General features: G+C 75.3%; 13 protein-coding genes. 5 read left to right on the forward strand and 8 right to left on the reverse strand.

The window, feature by feature from the left end; all coding sequences use genetic code 11:
- Positions 1 to 139 precede the first annotated feature (139 nt).
- From iolC to ABEB07_RS11075, 4 genes are all read left to right on the forward strand, one after another.
- Positions 140 to 1,216 carry a 5-dehydro-2-deoxygluconokinase gene (gene iolC, locus ABEB07_RS11060; RefSeq protein ID WP_345668107.1) on the forward strand — a complete coding sequence of 359 codons (1,077 nt, stop codon included), beginning with the start codon at positions 140 to 142 and terminating at the stop codon, positions 1,214 to 1,216.
- Positions 1,217 to 1,259: 43 nt separating this feature from the next.
- Positions 1,260 to 2,153, forward strand: coding sequence for a 5-deoxy-glucuronate isomerase (gene iolB / locus ABEB07_RS11065; protein WP_345668108.1), 894 nt, complete (start codon positions 1,260 to 1,262; stop codon positions 2,151 to 2,153).
- 37 nt (positions 2,154 to 2,190) lie between these two features.
- The gene (gene iolD / locus ABEB07_RS11070; protein ID WP_345668109.1) at positions 2,191 to 4,143 is read left to right on the forward strand and encodes a 3D-(3,5/4)-trihydroxycyclohexane-1,2-dione acylhydrolase (decyclizing); all 1,953 of its coding nucleotides are present in this window, start codon (positions 2,191 to 2,193) and stop codon (positions 4,141 to 4,143) included.
- 142 nt (positions 4,144 to 4,285) lie between these two features.
- Positions 4,286 to 7,453, forward strand: a complete 3,168-nt coding sequence (locus ABEB07_RS11075; RefSeq protein ID WP_345668111.1) for an amidohydrolase family protein — start codon at positions 4,286 to 4,288, stop codon at positions 7,451 to 7,453.
- A gap of 9 nt (positions 7,454 to 7,462) precedes the next feature.
- On the opposite strand, the gene ABEB07_RS11080 is transcribed toward ABEB07_RS11075, so the two are convergent.
- From ABEB07_RS11080 to ABEB07_RS11100, 5 genes are all read right to left on the reverse strand, one after another.
- Positions 7,463 to 8,383, reverse strand: a complete 921-nt coding sequence (locus ABEB07_RS11080; RefSeq protein ID WP_345668112.1) for a TauD/TfdA dioxygenase family protein — start codon at positions 8,381 to 8,383, stop codon at positions 7,463 to 7,465.
- A 68-nt stretch (positions 8,384 to 8,451) separates the two neighbouring features.
- Positions 8,452 to 9,270, reverse strand: coding sequence for an ABC transporter ATP-binding protein (locus ABEB07_RS11085; protein WP_345668114.1), 819 nt, complete (start codon positions 9,268 to 9,270; stop codon positions 8,452 to 8,454).
- Positions 9,257 to 10,306 carry a taurine ABC transporter substrate-binding protein gene (locus ABEB07_RS11090; protein WP_176151339.1) on the reverse strand — a complete coding sequence of 350 codons (1,050 nt, stop codon included), beginning with the start codon at positions 10,304 to 10,306 and terminating at the stop codon, positions 9,257 to 9,259. Before ABEB07_RS11090 ends, ABEB07_RS11085 begins: the two co-directional genes overlap by 14 nt.
- Before the next feature lie 64 nt (positions 10,307 to 10,370).
- The gene (locus ABEB07_RS11095) at positions 10,371 to 11,252 is read right to left on the reverse strand and encodes an ABC transporter permease (RefSeq protein WP_345668115.1); all 882 of its coding nucleotides are present in this window, start codon (positions 11,250 to 11,252) and stop codon (positions 10,371 to 10,373) included.
- 571 nt (positions 11,253 to 11,823) lie between these two features.
- Positions 11,824 to 12,321 carry a hypothetical protein gene (locus ABEB07_RS11100; protein ID WP_345668116.1) on the reverse strand — a complete coding sequence of 166 codons (498 nt, stop codon included), beginning with the start codon at positions 12,319 to 12,321 and terminating at the stop codon, positions 11,824 to 11,826.
- Between the two features lie 301 nt (positions 12,322 to 12,622).
- Between ABEB07_RS11100 and ABEB07_RS11105 the strand changes: the two genes are divergently transcribed.
- Positions 12,623 to 16,051 (forward strand): BTAD domain-containing putative transcriptional regulator, encoded by a 3,429-nt coding sequence (locus ABEB07_RS11105; RefSeq protein WP_345668118.1) that lies wholly within the window; start codon positions 12,623 to 12,625, stop codon positions 16,049 to 16,051.
- Between the two features lie 78 nt (positions 16,052 to 16,129).
- Here ABEB07_RS11105 and ABEB07_RS11110 read toward each other — a convergent pair whose 3' ends face one another.
- The 3 genes from ABEB07_RS11110 to ABEB07_RS11120 form a co-directional block, all read right to left on the reverse strand.
- On the reverse strand, positions 16,130 to 16,573 hold the full coding sequence (locus tag ABEB07_RS11110; protein WP_343235753.1) for a pyridoxamine 5'-phosphate oxidase family protein: 444 nt from the start codon (positions 16,571 to 16,573) through the stop codon (positions 16,130 to 16,132).
- Positions 16,574 to 16,786: 213 nt separating this feature from the next.
- Complete coding sequence (locus tag ABEB07_RS11115; RefSeq protein ID WP_345668119.1) at positions 16,787 to 17,629, reverse strand: NAD(P)H-binding protein; 843 nt, start codon at positions 17,627 to 17,629, stop codon at positions 16,787 to 16,789.
- A 510-nt stretch (positions 17,630 to 18,139) separates the two neighbouring features.
- Positions 18,140 to 19,318, reverse strand: a complete 1,179-nt coding sequence (locus ABEB07_RS11120; RefSeq protein ID WP_345668120.1) for an acyl-CoA dehydrogenase family protein — start codon at positions 19,316 to 19,318, stop codon at positions 18,140 to 18,142.
- Between the last annotated feature and the right edge of the window lie 349 nt (positions 19,319 to 19,667).

Here is a 19,667-nt window from a genome sequence, read left to right on the forward strand (position 1 = left end):
CGTCAAGACATCCTCCCCGCTCAGGTCCGTATGTATGTACAAAGCCAGGCATGGACAGGAGGACGTCTGGGGACCTACACCTGGGAGGCGGCGGCCCCGCGATCCCCCGCCGCCCCGGTTCGATCGAGGAGCGTCGCGCATGACCGAGCCAGTCGAGTCCGCCCGGGTCCTCGACCTGGTCACCATGGGCCGCATCGGGGTCGACCTGTACCCGCTGCAGTCCGGTGTGCCGCTGGCGCGGGTGGAGACCTTCGGGAAGTTCCTGGGCGGTTCGGCGGCCAACGTGGCCGTGGCCGCCGCCCGGCTCGGCCGGTCCGCCGCGGTGATCACCCGCACCGGCGACGACCCCTTCGGCGCCTATCTGCACCAGGCGCTGGAAGAGTTCGGCGTGGACGACCGCTGGGTCACGCCGGTCGGCGGCCTGCCGACCCCGGTCACCTTCTGCGAGATTTTCCCGCCGGACGACTTCCCGCTGTACTTCTACCGCCGCCCCAAGGCCCCCGACCTGGAGATCCACGCCGCCGAACTGGACCTGGCCGCGATCCGCGCGGCCAGGATCTTCTGGATGACCGGCACCGGTCTGAGCGAGGAGCCGAGCCGCTCCGCCACGCTCGCCGCGCTGCGGGCCCGCGCCCGGGCGGGCACGACGGTCTTCGACCTCGACTGGCGTCCCATGTTCTGGCCCCAGGACAGCGCCGATACCGGCGCCGGCACCGCTCCCGCCGACGGCACTCCCGCCGCCGGCACTTCCGGCGGCGCTCCCCCCGGCGGGGCCGAGCAGGCCCGTCCGTACTACGCCGAGGCGCTGCGGTACGCCACCGTGGCGGTCGGCAACCTCGCCGAGTGCGAGGTCGCCACCGGAGAACGCGAACCGGAGGCCTGCGCGCGGGCACTGCTGGCGGCCGGAGTGGAGCTGGCCGTGGTCAAGCAGGGACCGGAGGGCGTGCTGGCGGTGCGCCGTGACGGCGCCCGGGCATCGGTCCCGCCGGTGCCGGTGGAGGTCGTCAACGGGCTCGGCGCGGGCGACGCGTTCGGCGGCGCGCTCTGCCACGGGCTGCTGTCCGGCTGGGACCTGACGGCGACCATGCGCTACGCCAACGCGGCCGGCGCGCTGGTCGCCTCCCGCCTCGCCTGCTCGGCCGCGATGCCCACCGGCGCGGAGGTCGACGCCCTCCTCGCCCGCGCCACCGCCGCGGCCGCGCCGTCCCCGCCCTGAGCACGGCCCCCGACACCCCGCCCGCCCGCCGAGGAGGCAGCCGATGACCAGCCCGTACCACCTGCCCGCCGGCCGGGCCGCCCACGGCCCCTACGCCGTGGCCGTCACTCCCGAGTCGGCCGGCTGGGGCCACGCCCACCTGCGCGTGCTGGAGCTGCCCCCCGGCGGTTCGCACGGCTTCGACACCGGCGACAGCGAGTGGATCGTGCTCCCGCTGAGCGGTGGCTGCACGGTGAGCGTGGCCGACGACTTCGGTCACGACGCGTTCCGTCTCACCGGCCGCGACAGCGTGTTCGACGGGGTGAGCGACTTCGCCTACGTGCCGCGCGACGCCCGTACGACCCTCTCGGCACCCGGCGGCGGACGGTTCGCGCTCACCGGCGCCCGCTGCACCCGGCGGCTGCCCGCCCGTCACGGCCCCGCGTCCGGCGTGCCGGTGGAGCTGCGCGGCGCCGGCGCCTGCTCCCGGCAGGTCAACAACTTCGCGGCGGCCGGGGTGTTCGCGTGCGACAAGCTGATCGCGGTCGAGGTGCTCACGCCGGGCGGCAACTGGTCCTCCTTCCCGCCGCACAAGCACGACGAGCACCGCCCGGGCGAGGAGTCGGTGCTGGAGGAGGTCTACTACTTCGAGTTCGCCGCCCACCAGGGCGCTCCGGGCCTCGGCTACCAGCGGGTCACGCCGTCGGGGCGGGGGCGGGGCACGGACGTGCTGGCCGAGGTGCGCGGCGGAGACGTCGTCCTGATCCCGGACGGCTGGCACGGGCCGTCGGTGGCCGTGCCCGGCCACCACATGTACTACCTCAACGTCATGGCGGGTCCCGACCCCGAGCGCGCCTGGCTGATCCGCGACCACCCGGACCACGCCTGGGTCCGCGACACCTGGCCCGCCCAGCCCGTCGACCCCCGGCTGCCCCTGTACACGGCCCCCGCCCGGTGAACTCCCCGACCCCAGAGATCCCAGAGAGGTGCCGACCATGACCGAGCCGAGCGGACCGGACGAGCCGGGCGGGACGGAGGAACCGGGCGGGCCGAGCGGACAGAGCGGACCGGACGAGCCGGGCGCGGCCACGGTCCGGCTGACCGTCGCCCAGGCCCTGGTGCGCTTCCTCGCCGCCCAGCACACCGAGCGCGACGGCGTGCGGCGCCGGCTGATCGCCGGCATGTGGGGCGTCTTCGGGCACGGCAACGTCGCGGGCCTCGGCCAGGCCCTCGTCGACCACGCGGACGTGATGCCGTACCACCAGGGCCGCAACGAGCAGGCGATGGTGCACGCGGCGGTCGGCTACGCCCGGCAGCTCGGCCGGCTCTCCGCCCAGGCGGTCACCACCTCCATCGGACCGGGCGCCACCAACCTGGTCACGGGCGCGGCGCTGGCCACGATCAACCGCCTGCCGGTGCTGCTGCTCCCCGGCGACTACTTCGCCGGCCACGTCGCCGATCCCCTGCTCCAGCAACTGGAACACCCCTCGGCGGCCGACGTCTCGGTCAACGACACGCTGCGGCCGGTCTCCCGCTACTTCGACCGGATCACCCGCCCCGAGGCCCTGATCGCCTCCGCGCTCAACGCGGTGCGGGTGCTGACCGATCCGGCCGAGACCGGCGCGGTCACGCTCGCGCTGCCGCAGGACGTGCAGGCGGAGGCCTTCGACTGGCCGGCCCGGTTCTTCGCCGAGCGGGTGTGGCGGGTACGGCGGCCCGCTCCCGACCCGGCCGAACTCGCCGGGGCCGCCGCCGCGATCCGGCGCGCCGCGCGGCCGCTGATCGTGGCCGGCGGCGGCGTCCGGCACAGCGCGGCCGAGGACGCGCTGAGGGCGCTGGCGGACGCCACCGGCGTCCCGGTCGCCGCCACCCAGGCCGGCAAGGGCGCGCTGCGCCACGATCATCCGGCCGACGTGGGCGGGGTCGGGCACACCGGCACCGCGGTCGCCGACGACCTGGCCCGCACCGCCGACCTGGTCGTGGGCGTCGGCACCCGGTACACCGACTTCACCACGGCCTCCGGCACCCTCTTCCAGAACCCGGACGTCCGCTTCGTCAACCTCAACATCACCGCGTTCGACGCCCACAAGCTGGCGGCGGCGACGCTGGTCTGCGACGCCCGCGCCGGGCTGACCGCGCTGGCCGGGGCGCTGGCCGGGCACCGGGTGCCCGGCACCTACGAGGCCGAGTACCGGGCGGGCAAGGAGCGCTGGGAGCGAGTGGTCGAGGCGGCGTACCGCGCGCCGGACGACAGCGCGGTGCCGACCCAGGCGCAGGTGCTGGGCGCGCTGGACGCGGTGGTCGACGACACGGACGTGGTGATCAACGCGGCCGGCTCCCTCCCCGGCGACCTGCACAAGCTGTGGCGGGCCCGCTCGCCCCGCCAGTACCACGTGGAGTACGGCTACTCCTGCATGGGCTACGAGATCCCCGCCGCGATCGGGGTGCGGCAGGCCGCGCCGGACGCCCCGGTGTGGGCGCTGGTCGGCGACGGGACGTATCTGATGATGCCGACCGAGATCGTCACCGCCGTCCAGGAGGAACTGCCGATCAAGGTGGTGCTGATCCAGAACCACGGGTACGCGTCCATCGGCGGCCTGTCGGAGTCGGTGGGCGCCGAACGGTTCGGCACGGCGTACCGCCGCCGGGCCCCGGACGGCGCGTTCAGCGGTGCGCCGCTGCCGGTGGACCTGGCCGCCAACGCCGCCAGCCTCGGCATGGACGTCCTGCGCGCCAGGACGGTGGCGGAGCTGCGCGCGGCCCTGCGCACGGCGCGCGCCGCCGACCGGCCGACGTGCGTGTACGTCGAGACGGACCCGGCCGGGACCGCGCCGGCGGCCGAGGCGTGGTGGGACGTGCCGGTGGCGGAGGTGGCCGCCCGGCCGGCGGCGGTCCGGGCGCGCGCACGCTATGTCCGTGAGGTCGCGCGGCGGCGGCGTCCGCTGTGAGGGCGGCGCGCCGGGCGGGCGGGCGTCACCCGTGCGGCCCGTGACCCGGGGGCCGCGGGCCGGTTGACAGGGAGGCCGGCCCCGGGTCCCCGTCCACGGGAGACCCGGCCGGGTCCGGGCACCCGCACGGGAGGAGCACGGCATGGACGCCGAGCACGGTTTCGTCAGCAGGCGGCGCTTTTTGGAGGCGTCCGCGGCGGGGGTCGCCGGGGTGTCCCCAGGCGCGGTGCGGGCGCCGGGGGCCGCGGCGGGGCGCTTCCTGACGTTCCGCGAGGCGACCGGCGGCTCGGTCACCGCCCGCGCCGCCGACGATTTCGTGATCGCCGAGGTGCAGGGCGTGCTGTGGCGGGTGCCCCGCGCGGGCGGGGACGCCGTACGGCTCACGGACTGGGACCTGGAGGCGACCCGGCCCGCGCTGTCGCCGGACGGGCGGACCGTGGCCCTGTGCGGGTACCGGGGCGGCGGCTTCCACCTGTGGGCGATGCGGCCGGACGGCGGCGGGCTGCGCCGGCTCAGCGACGGGCCCTGGGACGACCGCGCGGTGGCGTGGTCGCCGGACGGTGCCCGGCTGGCGTTCTCCTCCGAGCGCGGCGGCGACCCGGTGACCGGCGGCTCCTACGCGCTGTGGACCTCGGACCCGGACGGCGGCAGGGCCGAGCGGCTGACCGACGGCGGCCACGAGGACCACGATCCGGCGTGGTTCCCGGACGGGCGGTCCCTGGTGTGCGTGCGCGCCGAACGCACCGCGCACGGCGGTGACGACGGGGGCCGGGCGCTGGTCCGGGTGCCGGTCGCGGGCGGACCGGCGCGGGTGCTGCGGACGGTGTCCGAGGGGCGGCTGCTGTGCCCGGCCGTCTCGCCCGCCGGCCGCGTGGCCTGTCTGCGGCTGACCGGGACGACCGACTCGCCGTCGCTGCCGGCCGCGACGGCGACCCTGATGGTGGACGACCGGGTCGTCGTGGCGGGTGAGGACCTGGCGGCGGCCCCGCCGTGCTGGCTGGACGAGGACCGGCTGCTGTACCTGGCGGACGGCCGCATCCGGGTGCGCACCCTGGGCGCGCACGGTCCCGCGGGCGTGACGGAGATCCCGTTCCGGGCCCGGACGCCGGTGCCCCGGCCGCCGCGCCGGGCCGCGCGGCGCGTCCCCGACCCGGACCCGCCCGCGCCCGTGCGCGGCATCCACCGGCCGGTGCTCTCCCCCGACGGCCGTGAGGCGGCCTTCGTGGCGCTCAACGCCCTGTGGCTGCTGGCCGTCGGGGACGGCGCGCGGGCGGCCGTTCCGCGCCCTCTGGTGCGGGCCGCCGACGTGCACTGCCTCCAGATGCCGGCCTGGGCCCCGGACGGGCGCAGCCTGCTGTACTGCACCGACCGCGACGGGCTGATGGCGGTACGCAGGGTGCGGACGGCCGACGCGCACGACGAGCCGGTCACCCGTGGCGGGCGGCTGTATCCGGCGCCGTCGCCGGACGGTGCGCTGCTGGCCTGCCAGGACGTCGCCGGGAACCTGCTGGTGCGCGACCTCGCCACCGGAGCGGAGCGGGTGGTGGCCCGCCCGCTGGCCGCCGACGGTCCGCCCGGCGCCCCCACCTGGTCGGCCGACGGCCGCCACCTCGCCTTCTGCGACCGCAACCGGCTCAACCACCGCTTCCGCGAGGGCTACCACCTGATCCGGGTCGTCGACGTGCGCACCGGGGCCGAGCGGCGCCGGCTGCCCGCCGGGCACCAGTCGCTGTCCGACCGGTACGCCGCCGGACCGGTGTGGTCGCCCGACGGCCGCTGGATGGCGTTCGTCGCCGAGTCCGTGCTGTGGCTGCTGCCGGTGGCCGCCGACGGCACGCCCACCGGCCCGGCCCGCCGGCTCACCGACGAACCGGCCGACCACCCGAGCTGGGCGGGCGACGCGCGCACCCTGCTGTACCTGTCCTGCGGAGAGCTTCGGCTGCTCTCCCTGGACGCCGCGCACTCCCCCGTGCGCGGGCGCGCGCTCCCGCTCGCGCTGACCGCCCGCCGCGCCGCGCCCGGAGCCCGGGAGCCGCTGCGCGTCCACGCCGGCCTGCTGTGGGACGGCGCCGGCGGCGAGCCGCGCCAGGACATGGACGTCCTGATCCGGGACGGGCGGATCAGCGCCGTGGAGCCGCACCGCGCCCGCCGGCCCGGCCACCGCACCCTGGACGCCTCCGCACGCACCGTCCTGCCCGGCCTGTTCGACAGCCACACCCACCCCTACACCGCCACCTACGGCGCCCGGCAGAGCCTGTCGTACCTCGCCTGGGGCATCACCACCACCGCGTGCCTGGGCGGCCCGCTGTACGAGGCGGTCCGGCTGCGCGAGTCGGCCGCCTCCGGAGACGGTCTGGGACCCCGGTCGCTGGCGTGCGCCGAACTGATCGACGGCGCCCGCACGGCGTACGCCATGGGCCGCGCGCACCGCACCGAGGCGGGGGTGCGGGCCACGCTGCGGCGGGCCGCGGCGCTGGACGTGGACTTCGTGAAGACCTACGTCCGCGCGCCGGGCCGCACGATGGCGCTGGCGGCGCGGACCGCGCACGAACTGGGCGTGCCGTGCGGCAGCCACCTGTGCTCGCCGGGCCGGGCGGCCGGCCAGGACCTGACCACTCATCTCCAGGCCACCCAGCGGCTGCCGTACGGCCACGCCACCACGCCGCTGGGCCATGTCCGCCAGGATCTGGTCGAGTTGTACGCCGACGGCGCCTTCGCGATGGTCGTCACGCCGTTCACGGCGCAGTGCCTGCTCGGCGCGGACCCGGCTCTCGCCGACGATCCTCGGGTGCGCGATCTCATGCCGCCCTGGGACGCGGCGGTCGTCCGCGAGCGCGCGGCGACGGCGCCCACCGCGCGCCAACTGGCCGATCTGGCCACCGAGATGGCCGCCTACCGGCAGCTGGCCGCGCACGGCGCCGTCCTCGCCCTGGGCACCGACGCGCCGCTGGTGCCCGTGGGCCTCTCGCTCCACCTGGCCCTGCGCGCCCTGCACGGGGCCGGTTTCACCGCCGCCGAGGCGCTGCGCAGCGCGACCTCGGTCCCGGCCCGCCTGTTCGGCCTCGACCGGGACCTCGGCACGGTGGAACCCGGCAAGGTCGCGGATCTGACGGTGGTCGACGGCGATCCGTTCGAGGACTTCGGCACGCTCGTCGACACACCTCTGGTGCTGCGCGACGGCGTCCCGCACGAGCGGGCGCGGCTCACCGCCCTCGGCGCGGTGACCGATCCCGCGCCGGACGCCGCCGGCTGGCTGGAGGTCGGCCGCCGCTTCGAGCACGGCTCCTGCTGCGGGCCGGGCGGCCGGTAGGCCGCCGCGCTAACGCGCGGCCCCGGTAGCGGTCCGGGCGGCGGCGGGGCCGACGGGGGTGTCGCCGCGCAGGGTGATGCGGTGCATCACGCGGTGCTGGTCGCCGTAGTCGCGGTTGGCGTAGTGGGCCGTGCCGCGGTTGTCCCACAGGGCGACGTCGCCGGACCGCCAGCGGTGGCGCACCACGTGTTCGGGCTTGGTGAGGTGGGCGTAGAGGATGTCCAGCAGGCCCCGGCTCTCGTGCTCGGAGACGCCGACGATGTGCGAGGTGAAGCCCGGGTTGACGAACAGGCCCTTGCGGCCGCTCTCGGGGTGCACCCGCACCACCGGGTGCTCCACCGGCCGCAGTTCGGTGAACACCTCGCCCTCCCAGAGGTTGCCCCGGCCCTTGCGGCGCTGGGCCAGGTAGTAGCCGAACTCGCGGCTGCCGTCGTGGACGGCGGTGAGCGTGTCGATGTGTGCCCGCAGGCCCGGGGACAGCGACTCGTAGGCGAGCTGGCTGTCGGCCCAGTTGGTGTCGCCGCCGGCGGGCGGCAGCAGCACGGCCCGCAGGACGGAGATCGCGGGCGGCCGCTCGACGAAGGTCACGTCGGTGTGCCACACGTCGGCGAACCCGTTGTCCTGGCTGTCCAGGGAGTACACCTCGGGCGCCACGTCACCGGAGTCGTGGACCGGGTGTCCGACGGTCACCTCGCCCAGGCGGCGGCCGAACTCGATCTGCGCGGCGTCGTCCAGGCCGTCCTGGCCGCGGACGAACAGCACCTTGTACCGCACGAGCGCCTCGCGCAGCGCGAGGATCCCGTCGTCGTCGAGGCGGCCGAGGTCGACGCCGTGGATCTCGGCGCCGAAGCTCGGGCCGAGCGGGGTGACCGGCAGCTGCCGCGACGCGGGCGCCCCGGTCGTTTCGGGCCGGTCGCTGACGATGCTCATGTGGGGGTCCCTTCCTCTCTTCGGTTTCTTGCGCGGGACTCTTCGGTTGCTTGCGCGGGCCGCGGTGTTCAGGCGGCCGCCGCGGTCTTCACCGCGTGCGCGACTCGTGTCCGCAGCTCGGCGAACTCCCGCGAGCCGCGCAGTTCCTCGGCGTCGACGTCACCGCGCGGCAGGTCGATCGGCAGGTCCAGGGCCACGGTTCCGGGGCCCTTGGTCAGCACGACGATGCGGGAGCCTAGGAACACCGCCTCCTCGGCCGAGTGGGTCACGAACACGGTGGTGCTGCCGGTCTGCGCGGCCACCCGGCGCACGTCCTCCTGGAGCCGTTCCCGGGTCAGCGCGTCCAGCGCCGCGAACGGCTCGTCCAGCAGGAGCAGCGGATTCTCGGCGGCCAGGGCCCGGGCGATGGCGACGCGCTGCTGCTGGCCGCCGGAGATCTCCCAGACGCGCCGCTCCTCGGTGCCCTCCAGGCCGACCCGGGCCAGCAGCCGCGCCCGGTGCTCGGGCCGGTGGGCGCGCTCGACCCCGGCGTAGCGCAGCGCCAGGTCGAGGTTGCCGCGCACGGTCCGCCAGGGGAACAGCCGCGGGCTCTGGAAGACGACGCCGGCTGTGGCGCCGGGCCGAGGTGCGGCGCCCGAGACCCGTACGGCGCCCTGGGTGGGCCGTTCGAAGCCGGCGATCAGGCGCAGCAGTGTGCTCTTGCCGCAGCCGGAGGCGCCCACCAGGACCAGGAACTCGCCGGCGGGCACGGTCAGGTCGACGGGTCCCACGGCGGTGACGGTCTCGCCGCCCCGGCTGTAGCGGTGGACGACGTTCTCCAGCCGGACGGCGCCGTCGGCTCCGGTCGGCGTACTCGCGGCGGCCGTCGTCGTCTCACTTGAGGACATCGGGCAGCCCCTTCAGGTAGAAGCCCTTGCGGACGGCGTCGGCGGAGGGCGCGGCGTCGATCTGCTTCTGCTCGGCCAGGAACGCGGCGGTGTCGGCGACGTAGCCCTGGAGCTTGCCGGGCCTGCCGTCGGCGCCGAGCCAGTCGGCGGAGGTGACCTGCTCGGGGGTGAGGAACACACCCTGGGAGAGCTGGGCCCTGGCGTCCGCCGCGCTGATGCCGAGTTCGGCGGAGACGGCCTTCACGGACCCGTCGGGGTCGGACTTGAGGATGCGCAGCGCCTCGGCCTCGGCCTTGCGCCAGGCGTCGATCGCCGCCGGGTCCTTGGCGATCAGGTCGTCGGAGACCACGGCGAGGTCCAGGGTCGGCTTGCCCGCGGCGCCGATCCGCTTGCTGCTGGTGAGCTGGGTGCCGGTCTTGCGCAGTTCGTCGAGGGTGGGCAGCCAGACGTAGGCGGCGTCGATGTCGCCGCGCTGCCAGGCGGCGAGGATCGCCTGCGGCTGGAGGTCGACGAGCTTGACGTCGGACGCCTTGAGGCCGGCCGTCTCCAGCGCCGCGAGCAGGCTGTAGTGGGAGGTGGAGGCGAAGGGGGTGGCGACGGTCCTGCCCTTGAGTCCGGCGACCGTGCTTACGCCGCTGCCCTTGCGGGCGACGAGTGCCTCGTTGTCACCGGCCACGTCGAGGATCCAGGCGACCTTGTAGGGGATCGGCGAGGAGCCGGACAGGCCGCGGGCGAACGGGCTGGACCCGAGGGCGGCTATGTCGAGGGACTTGCCGAGGAAGGCCTGGTTGACGCCGGCCCCGGAGTCGAACTTGATCCAGGTGATCTTGTAGTCGGGCAGGGCCTTCTCCAGCAGTCTCCTGTTCTTGACGATCAGGTCGCCGCTCGGGAAGGCGAAGTAGCCGATGCGCAGGCGCTTGGCGCCGCCGGAAGCCCCGTCGCCGTCCGACGAGCAGCCGGCGACGGCCGCGGAGGCGACGGCGAGCGCGCCGGCGAGCAGCAGTCGGCGGGAGGGGCCTTGGGGGACGCGGGGCATGGCGGGACCGTTTCTGTGCAGGGGGCGGGAGGAGAGCGGGCGTTGCCGGGGAGCGGAGGAGCGGTCAGACACGGCCGCGCCAGGGGACGACGGCGCGTTCCAGGCGCAGCAGCAGGCCGTCGATGACCAGTCCGGAGACGCCGATGGCGATGATGCCGACGAGGACGACGGGGGTGTTGTTGTAGTTGGCGGCGTCCTTGACCATGCCGCCGATGCCGGGCAGTCCGTTGACCAGCTCGGCGGCGACGAGGGAGGAGTAGGCGACGCCGACGGCGAGGCGGACGCCGGTGAGCGTCTCGGGCAGCGCGGAGGGGACGACGACGTCCTTGACTACGTCCCAGCGCGACGCCCCGAGAGCGCGGGCCGCCTCGACCAGGCTGCTCGGCACGGCGGCCACGGCGGTCGTGGTGGACACCGCCACCGGCGGGAAGGCGGCCACCGCCAGCAGGGTGATCTTCGGTTCCTCGTTGATGCCCAGCCAGATGATGAGGAGGGAGAAGTACGCCAGCGGCGGCAGCGTCCGCAGGAAGGTGATCCAGGGTTCGAACAGCGAGCGGAGCCAGCCGACGGTGCCCATGAGCAGGCCGAAGACCACTCCGGCGGCGATGCCGATGCCGGCGCCGAACGCGATGCGGCGCAGGCTGATGCCGAGGTGTTCGACGAGGTAGGTGCCGTTGTAGCCGCGTACGCCGTCGTGCGTGGTGGACACGTCGACGAAGGCGTCCCACACCTTGGCCGGCGGCGGGACCAGGGTCTGGCTCCACGTCCCGCTCGCGGCGAGCAGCTGCCATCCGGCGAGGAACAGCAGGAGCGAGCCGAACGGCAGGGCGGCGCGGCGTGCCCGGGACAGGGCGCGCCGCCGGCGCGGCGCCGGGACCTTGCCGGCGCCGGCCTCGGGTGGACGGGTTGCCGGGGACGCCGAAGACGCCGTGGACGTCGAGGTCATGGAGGGGCCTCCAGGGGACGCCGGGGCATGCGGAGCCGCTGCCGGCCGACGTGGGCGGACAGCCCTGGGCGCGGGGGGCTTCGGGGCGCCAGGGCTTCGAGGGGAGAAGGAGCGGCCCCGGCACGGAGGGCGGGGTCAGCGCGTCACCGGCGCGGGCTGGACCGCCGGCCGGTGGTGAGGAGCGTCAGGGACGCGGGTTCAGCGACAACACGGAGCCGCGCGTCGGCACAGGTCGATGACCAGGCGTCGCACCAAGGGCTCGTGATTCATGGGGCCCATTTCTACCGCAGCCGCGGCGCCGCACCAAGAGCCGTCCCACGTTGTGGACGACGTATGAGACGCGGGGGCGTACCCCGCGCCGGGCGCGCCGGGCTCGCCCCGGGGCCCGCCTCGCTGATCTGGCCCTTCTCCCCGCCCGGCTCCCGGGTGGCGGTCCCCCACGTGTCTCACACTCCGAACCGGGCGGCTCCGTTTGCCGTCTCGCACGGGCCTGCGCGTCAGGCGGTGCGCGACGCGCGCGCTCCCGTCGGCGCGCCGTCGCGCCGCCGTCCGGCTCCCCCGCCCCGGGCGGTCAGCGGCCGCCGCGCAGGGCGCGGCCCAGCGTCTGAAGTGCCCGGTCCCGGGCGGGCACCTCGGGCAGGGCGCGGAAGGCGCACTCCAGGAGGAGGGTGGCCACGGTGAGTTCCAGCTGAAGGCTCGACAGCCTCGGTGCCCCGCCCGCCCGGTGGGCGCCGGCGGCCGCCACGGCGAGCAGGGTGCGGGCCCAGTCGACGAGCACCGCCGTCATCTGCCGTCCGTCGGGGCGCCCGGCTGCGGCGAGGGTCGCGGGCAGGGCGTCGGCCAGCCGGGCGAGGATCTCCTCGCGGTGGTCGCGCAGCAGGGCCGCGTGCGCGGCGGGCAGCGGCTCACGCCGTCCGGGCTGCCCTGGCAGTCCGGGCGCTCGCGGCCCGGCGGCGGCCCAGGGCGGGCTCACCCGGCTGAGGCCCTCCTGAAGGGCCGCCGCGAAGGTACGGCCCACCACTTCCATGACGTCCTCGGGTACGGCGGCCGGTACGGCGGTCTTTGTCACCGTGACTCCTCGATCGTATTCGGAGGCGGCCGGACCACTCCTCAATTGGTCTTTCGCATATGGCGTTCCGGCCAATTCCGGAAAGAAGCTAGCTCTGCCGTCTCCCCTTCGGACCATGACCCGGTAATTGGCGGCTCCCCGCGGTGATCCCGCAGTTCGCGCGCGTGCGAGTACCTCGTCCAACACACTCGCACCAGAGGCGAGTTGGCCGAATCTTTACCCTCGGGGGCGGTCATGACAGTGAGATGAACGACTTTTGGCGACCCATCGGTAGGGACGTTATCTGGGCTAATGTGGCCCCATGCGATTCGGGGTGCTCGGCCCGCTCGAAGTGCGGACCGCTACGGGGCGGACGGTTCGGGTTCCCGAGATCAAGGTCCGCGCCCTGCTGGCGAGTCTGCTCGCCCACCACGGCGAGGTGGTGCCCACGGTCCGCCTCATCGAGGCGCTGTGGGGCGGCACGCCCCCCGCCAACCCCACGGCCTCGCTCCAGGCGAAGGTCTCCCAGCTGCGACGGGCCCTGGAGGACGCCGAGGAGGGCGCCCGGCACCTGGTGATCCACCGCGCGCCGGGCTACACGCTGCGGGCCCCCGAGGACGCGGTCGACGTACGGCGCTTCCGGACCCTGGTGGCCCGCTCGCGCACGCGGGGCGACTCCCGCGCACGGGCGGCGGTCCTCGCCGACGCGCTGGCCCTGTGGCGCGGTCCCGCGTTCGCCGACTTCGCGGACGAGCCCTTCGTGAGCCCGGCCATCGCCCGTCTGGAGGAAGAACGGCTGGCCGCGGTCGAGGAGCACTTCGACGCCCGCCTCGAACTCGGCGAGCACAGTCTGCTGGTGGGCGAACTGGCGGCCCTGGTGGCGGCCCACCCGCTGCGCGAGCGGCTGCGCATGGCGCAGATGCGGGCGCTGCACCTGGCCGGCCGGTCCTCGGAGGCGCTGGACAGCTACGCCGATCTGCGCCGCCACCTCGACGAGGAACTGGGCCTGGTGCCCGGCGAGGCCGCGAAGGTGCTGCACCAGGCCATCCTGCGGCAGGACCCCACGCTGCGGCAGCGGCCCGCGCCCGTCGCCGTCGCGGCCGCGCCGCGCGCCCGCACCGATCTGCCGGACTTCCCCAACGCGCTCGTCGGCCGGGAGGCGGCGCTGGAGGAGGGGCGGCGGCTGCTGGCGCGCAGCCGCCTCGTCACCTTCGTCGGGCCCGGCGGCGTCGGCAAGACCCGGCTCGCGGTGGCCGTGGCCGCGCGGGCGGGCGCCGACTTCCCCGACGGCGTGCGGCTGGTGGAACTGGCGGGGCTGCAACGCCGCGCCCACGCGGTCCAGCACTGGTGCCTGGCCCAGCAGGTGCTGACCGCGCTCGGCATCCGCGAGGACGTCGAGCAGAGCGGGGCGCGGGCCGGGGAGAGCGTCTGCGGACCGGAGCTGCAACTGCTCCAGTTCGCCGCCTCCCGCCGGCTGCTGCTCGTCCTGGACAACTGCGAGCACCTGCTCGACGAGGTCGCCGCGCTGGTGCGGACGCTGCTGGAGCGCGCCCCCGGCGTCACCGTGCTCGCCACCAGCCGCGAGCCGGTGCGCCTCCAGGGCGAGACGGTGTGGCCCGTGCCGCCGCTGGACCTGCCCCGCTCGACGCAGCCGGACGCGCTCGAACGCGCCAGCGCGGCACGGCTGTTCGTGGAGCGCGCCCGCTCCGCCGACCCCTCCTTCGTGCTCGACGCCGGCACCGCCCCGGCGGTCGCGGCCGTCTGCCGCCGTCTGGACGGCATTCCGCTGGCGCTGGAGCTGGCCGCCACCCGGGTGCGGGCGCTGGGCGTGCACGAACTGCTCGCCCGGCTCGACGACCGCTTCCGCGTCCTCAACTCCGGCTACCGGGGCGCCCCGCACCGGCAGCAGACGCTCCAGGCGACGATCGAGTGGAGCTGGGGCCTGCTCACGCCCCCGGAGCAGACCGTGCTGCGGCGGCTGGCCGTGCACGCCGAGGGCTGCACGCTGGCCGCCGCCGAGGAGGTGTGCGCCGGCGGCGAGATCACGGCCGAGGAGGTCGTCGACATCCTGGCCCGGCTGGTGGACCGGTCCCTGGTGACCCGCGGCGACGGCCCGGCCGGCGCCCGCTACCGGCTGCTGGAGTCGGTGGCGGCGTACGCGCAGGCCCGGCTCGCGGAGGCCGGGGAGAGCGCCGAGGTCGCACGGCGGCACGCCGTCCACTACACGGAGCTGGCCGAGCGGGCCCGGCCGCATCTGCACGGGCCCGAGCAGCACCGCTGGCTGCTGCGGCTGTCGGCGGAGACCGCCAACTTCCGACGCGCCGCCCGGGAGGCGGCCGCCTGCCCGGCCGGCGAGCTGGCCCTGCGGCTGGTGAACGCGCTGGCCTGGTTCTGGATTCTGATGGGCCGGCTCACCGAGGCCCGGCGCTCCCTGGCCGCCGCCCTGGAGGCGGCCCCGTCTCCGCCCGACGACCCGGCCGGGGCCGAGGCCGCCACCTGGTGCGAGGGCATCGGACTGCTCCTCGGCGAGGTGGAACCGGAGGACGAGTGCCGGACGGCGTGGGAGGCGACGGGTCCGGCGCGGAGCACCGGCCTGGCGCGCGCCCGGTGGTTCGTCGGGTACGCCTTGTGGGACGTGGGCGCCCTGTCCGCCGCGGAGGGCCGGCTCAACGAGGTGCTCGCCGACTTCCGGGCGCTGCGCGACGCCTGGGGGGTGGCCGCCGCGCTGAGCAGCCGGGCCGCCCTGGCGATGGCCCGGGGCAGCCTGGACGCGCTGCACGACGACGCGCTGGAGGCCCGTACCCGCTTCACCGGTCTGGGGGACGCGTGGGGCCAGCTGAAGGCGGCGCAGGCGCTGGCCGTGCACGCCGAGATCACCGCCGCGTACGAGGAGGCGGCGCAGCTGCACCGCGAGGGGCTGCGCAGCGCCGAGTCGCTGGAGCTGTGGTCGGAGGTGTCCCGCCAGCTGTCGGGCCTCGGCCGGATCGCGCTGCTGTCCGGGCGCTACGACGAGGCGGACGAGTTCCACCGGCGGGCGCTGCGGCTCGCGGCCGAGCAGGGCAACCGGCCGGCCGAGCAGATGGCCGAGCTGGGTCTCGCGCTCGGCGCCCGCCGCCGGGGCGACCTGACGGCGGCCGGGGAGCACCTGCGCCCGTGGCTGGCGTGGAACCGCACTCGCGGGGCGAGCAACGGCCTGGCGCTGGTCCTGGCCGAGCTGGGCTTCTGCGCGGAGCTGCGCGGGGACGTGGCGGACTGTCTGGGGCGGCACCGGGACGGGCTGGCCGCCGCCGTCGCGTCCGAGGACCCGCGCGCGGTCGCGCTGGCCCTGGAGGGGCTGGCCGGCGGCCACGCGCTGGCGGGCGGCGCGGAGCGGGCGGCCCGGCTGCTCGGCACCGCCGACGCGACCCGGACCCGCTCGGGCGCGCCGCTGCCGGCTGCGGAGCGCGCCGACGTGGAGCGGATCGCGGAGCGGGCGCGCGACGTCCTGGGACCTCAGGCGTACGCCGCCGCGTTCGGCGCCGGCTGGGAGATGGACCATCTCGCCGCGGCCGAGGCGGAGTTGCGGGCGGCGCGGTCACCGGCCGACGCGCGGCCGATCAACGCCGATGCCGATATCGACGCTGGTGCCGATGCCGATGCCGATGCCGATATCGATGCCGATGCCGACGTCGATGCCGGCGTTTCCGCGGCCGCGGCCGCGGTGCGGACCGCCGGGCGGAAGCAGCCGCGCCGCCTGCCCCGGTCGGCGTGACCTGTGGCCGGGGCGGCGGGGCCGGGTCCGCACACTCCCCCGGGGCGGGTCGGGACTCCCCCGGTCGGTCGTGTCGGCTCAGCCTCGGGACGCGTCGGTCCAGATGCGGCTGCTCAGGTCCGAGCCGCGCAGCACTTGGACCCGCCACGGCTCGATCTTGATGACGTGGTACTCCGGGTCGCCGGGGCCGAGTCGCCAGAAGTTGCGCGGGTTGTATCCGACACCGTGCGGACTCCCCTTGGCGTACAGGTCCCAGGCGTACTTCTTGGTCTCCTCGTCGTCCACCCAGGAGGAGACGCTGTCGACGAAGACCGCGTTCTGCCGCGGGTTCCAGTACGCGTACGTGGTGTGCGGGTTGTTCGCCAGGTGTGCCGCCTTGACCGGGGTCTTGTACGCCGCGATCCAGCCGACCGGGCGGCCGTCCACCGTCTCCCAGACGGGCAGCAGCACACGTGCGCGCGGCCGCCCGTTCTTGTCGACGGTGATCATCGTGCAGTACACGATGTCCTGGATATAGCTCACGAAGGCACTCTCGATATCCGAGAACGCAGCCACCTTCACAGCACCCATCGCGGCACCTCAAAAGAAGAGTCGAAAAAGAAGGACACGGGTCATGTGCCACCGGTCGGTCCCAGCGTGCCGCACACCGTTCCCACGGGGAAGAAGGCACTTTCAAGTCACCGACTCACCGCCGGGGAACCCGGCGGTTCCCGGAATAACCCCGGAACGCGGGAATCAGGTGTTCCACACTCCGCTCGCGGCGGCTTCCCGGACGAAATCCGTGAAGTCCCGCGGCGGGCGGCCCAGAACGCGTTCGACGGTGTCCGTGGGCGTGGAGTGGAGGTTTTCCCGGATCTGTCCGACGAGATCGGCGACGAAGGCCGCGTAGTCGGCGGGGACGTCGTAGGAGACGAGTTCCGCCACGTAGTCGTCGTGGGCGACGGGGACGTAGCGCACCGTCCGTCCGGACGCCCGGGAGATCTCCTCGGCGGCCTCGGCGAGGGTCAGGGCGCGGGCGCCGCTCAGGTCGTACACGCGGCCCTGGTGCCCGTCCTCCAGCAGGGCGGTGGCGGCCACCTCGGCGACGTCCGCCACGTCCACGAACGGCTCGCGGCCGTCGCCCGCGGGCAGCCGCAGCTCACCGGCGCGGACGGAGTCCAGCAGCACGCCCTCGTCGAAGTTCTGGCAGAACCAGTTGGGTCGCAGCACCGTCCACTCGGCCCCCGAGTCGCGCACGCCGCGCTCGCCCGCGCCGAGGTCCTTGCCGCCGACCAGGCCGGTGGTACGGGCCTGGAGCAGGACCAGGCGGCGCACGCCGCTGTCCGCGGCGAGCTTGGCCAGGGCGGCGATCTCGGCCGCCGCGTCCCAGGCGCCGGGCTGGTCCTGGCGGTCCACGAGGTAGGCCGCGCGGACGCCGGTCAGGGCCGGCTCCCAGGTGCGGTCGTCGTTCCAGTCGAACCGGACCTCGGCGGACCGCCCGGCGGGGCGCACCGTCGCACCGCGTGCGCGCAGGGCCTCAACGACCCGGCGTCCGGTCTTGCCGGTACTGCCCAGGACCAGGATGTCTGACTGCGTCATGGCTTCGTCTCCCGTGCTGGAGGGGAATCCCGTGCTGGAGGGGAAGGTGAAGGCGCCGAACGGGGCGCGGGGTGGCGGCTCGCCTGATACGGGGCGTACGGGGCGGTGGCACGCGTCGCGTACGGACGCGGCGGCCCCAGGCCGGGGGCGACGTCCGCTTTCGGGTGCCGCTAAGGGCCTTCGGGGGCGGGCCGAGGGGGCCTCGTGGTGGTGGCTCGGTCGCCGGAGGAGAGGCGCGGAGTCGCGGCCGGTGGCGGGGCCGGCCGGCGCACTCGCTGGCGGCGTCGGCGTCAGGGGCCGCTGTGAGTGCCGCAGACGGCAGCGGGGCACGGCCCGCGCGGGCCGCGCCGGCACCAGGCCCCCAGGAGGTCGTGTCAGGGCAGGGGGCCGCGACACGGCGGCGCCTGGGGCGCCGGGACACCGCGGCACCCGCCTCCGGCACCGGCACCGGCGCCGGAGGCCGAGGCGGGCGCCGGTGCCCTGGTCAGGGATGGTTCACGCGGGCGCCGGTCACAGGAACGGCGTGTCCGGGGCGAGGCCCAGCAGGGCGCGGCCGTGGACCTCCTGGTTGGTGTGGAAGGCGAACAGCGCGTGCAGCGACAGCCCGCGCAGGTCGCGGTGGAAGCGCTGGAACGGAACGTCCCGCAGGATCACCGACGCGCCGCTGGCCTCGAACAGCTCGTCGACGGCCTCCTTGGCGAGCTGGATCGCGTACGCCGCCTGCCCGCGCACCGCGGCCCGCTCCGCGACGGACGGCAGCGTGCCCGCGTCGGCGTGCTCCTGGAGCGAGCGCAGCCACGTCTCCTGGAGCGCCTCGGCCGCGGCGATCTTGTTCGCGGCGGTGGCGACCTGGATCTGGGTCAGCGGCGACTGGCTCTGGTCGGTCCAGGAGGTGTAGGTGATGCCGCGTCCCGGCAGCCGCTCAAGGAACAGGTCGAAGGCGCCGCGGGCGATGCCGAGGTAGGCGGCGGCGCCCTGCGCCATGAAGAACGGGATGAAGGGGTAATTGCGGCCCGTGGCCCCCGTGTTGGACCGGTCGCCGGTGGTGCCGGCGAGCACCTCGGGCAGCAGGACCACCCGGTGCGCGGGCACCTTGACGCCGTTCGCGGTGACCGTGGAGCTGCCGGTGCCCGCCGCGGCGGAGGCGTGCCAGTCGTCGGCGATCTCCAGCTCCGCGAAGGGCACCAGCGCGGCGTACGGCACGGGCGTGCCGTCCGGGGCGGTCAGCAGCGCGGCGAGCAGCGCCCAGCCGGCGCCGCGCGAGCCGGAGATCCACTTCCAGCTGCCGCTGAGGGAGTAACCGCCGTCCACCGCGGTGAGGGCGCCGCTGGGGGTGAAGCCGGTGGAGACCCGTACGGCGCCGTCGGCGTACACCTCCTTCTGCGCCTCGTCCGGGAACAGGCTCGGCACCCAGGAGCTGGACACCCAGATCATCGCCACCCAGCCGGTGGCGGTGTCGGCGCGGGCGATCTCGCTCAGGATGCGCACCTGGTCGGCGACCGGGGCCTCCAGACCACCGAAGCGGCTCGGCACATTGAGGCGGAAAACACCGGCCTTTTCGAGGAGTTCGATGTTCTCATCGGGAATCCAGCGACGCTCCTCCGCCTTCGGCCCGGATTCACGGAACCGGCCGGCCTGTGCTTTCACCTCGTCGAGCACCGCGGCGATCGCACCGTCGTTCGTGGTCATTCTGCCTCCTCGGCGGTTTGCTTCCGGTCCTGTTCCGGCCGTGTTCCAACGCGGCGGACGCGGAACGGATCGGGCAGGGCTGGTGTGCGGAATTCAGTCTGGCGACGGGCGCTCTTACGCCGGTAACCCGAAAGTCTCCGCACCGGTCCGCCGTTCCCCGCCGGGTGTGCGCGCGGTCAGCGGCCGGTAAGTCGCCCGCACACCCGGCGCGGGGCACACGTGTGCGCGGAGCGCGCACACGTGAAGGCCCGGACGGCGTGTGCGCCGTCCGGGCCGCCGCACCGGGGTGCGGGAAAGGGGATCGCCCCAGGCCCGGGGGAACGAAAACCTGGGACGAGTCTCGGGGACC

Origin of the sequence: Streptomyces similanensis, assembly GCF_039543625.1 — a bacterium.
GTDB lineage: Bacteria > Actinomycetota > Actinomycetes > Streptomycetales > Streptomycetaceae > Streptomyces > Streptomyces similanensis.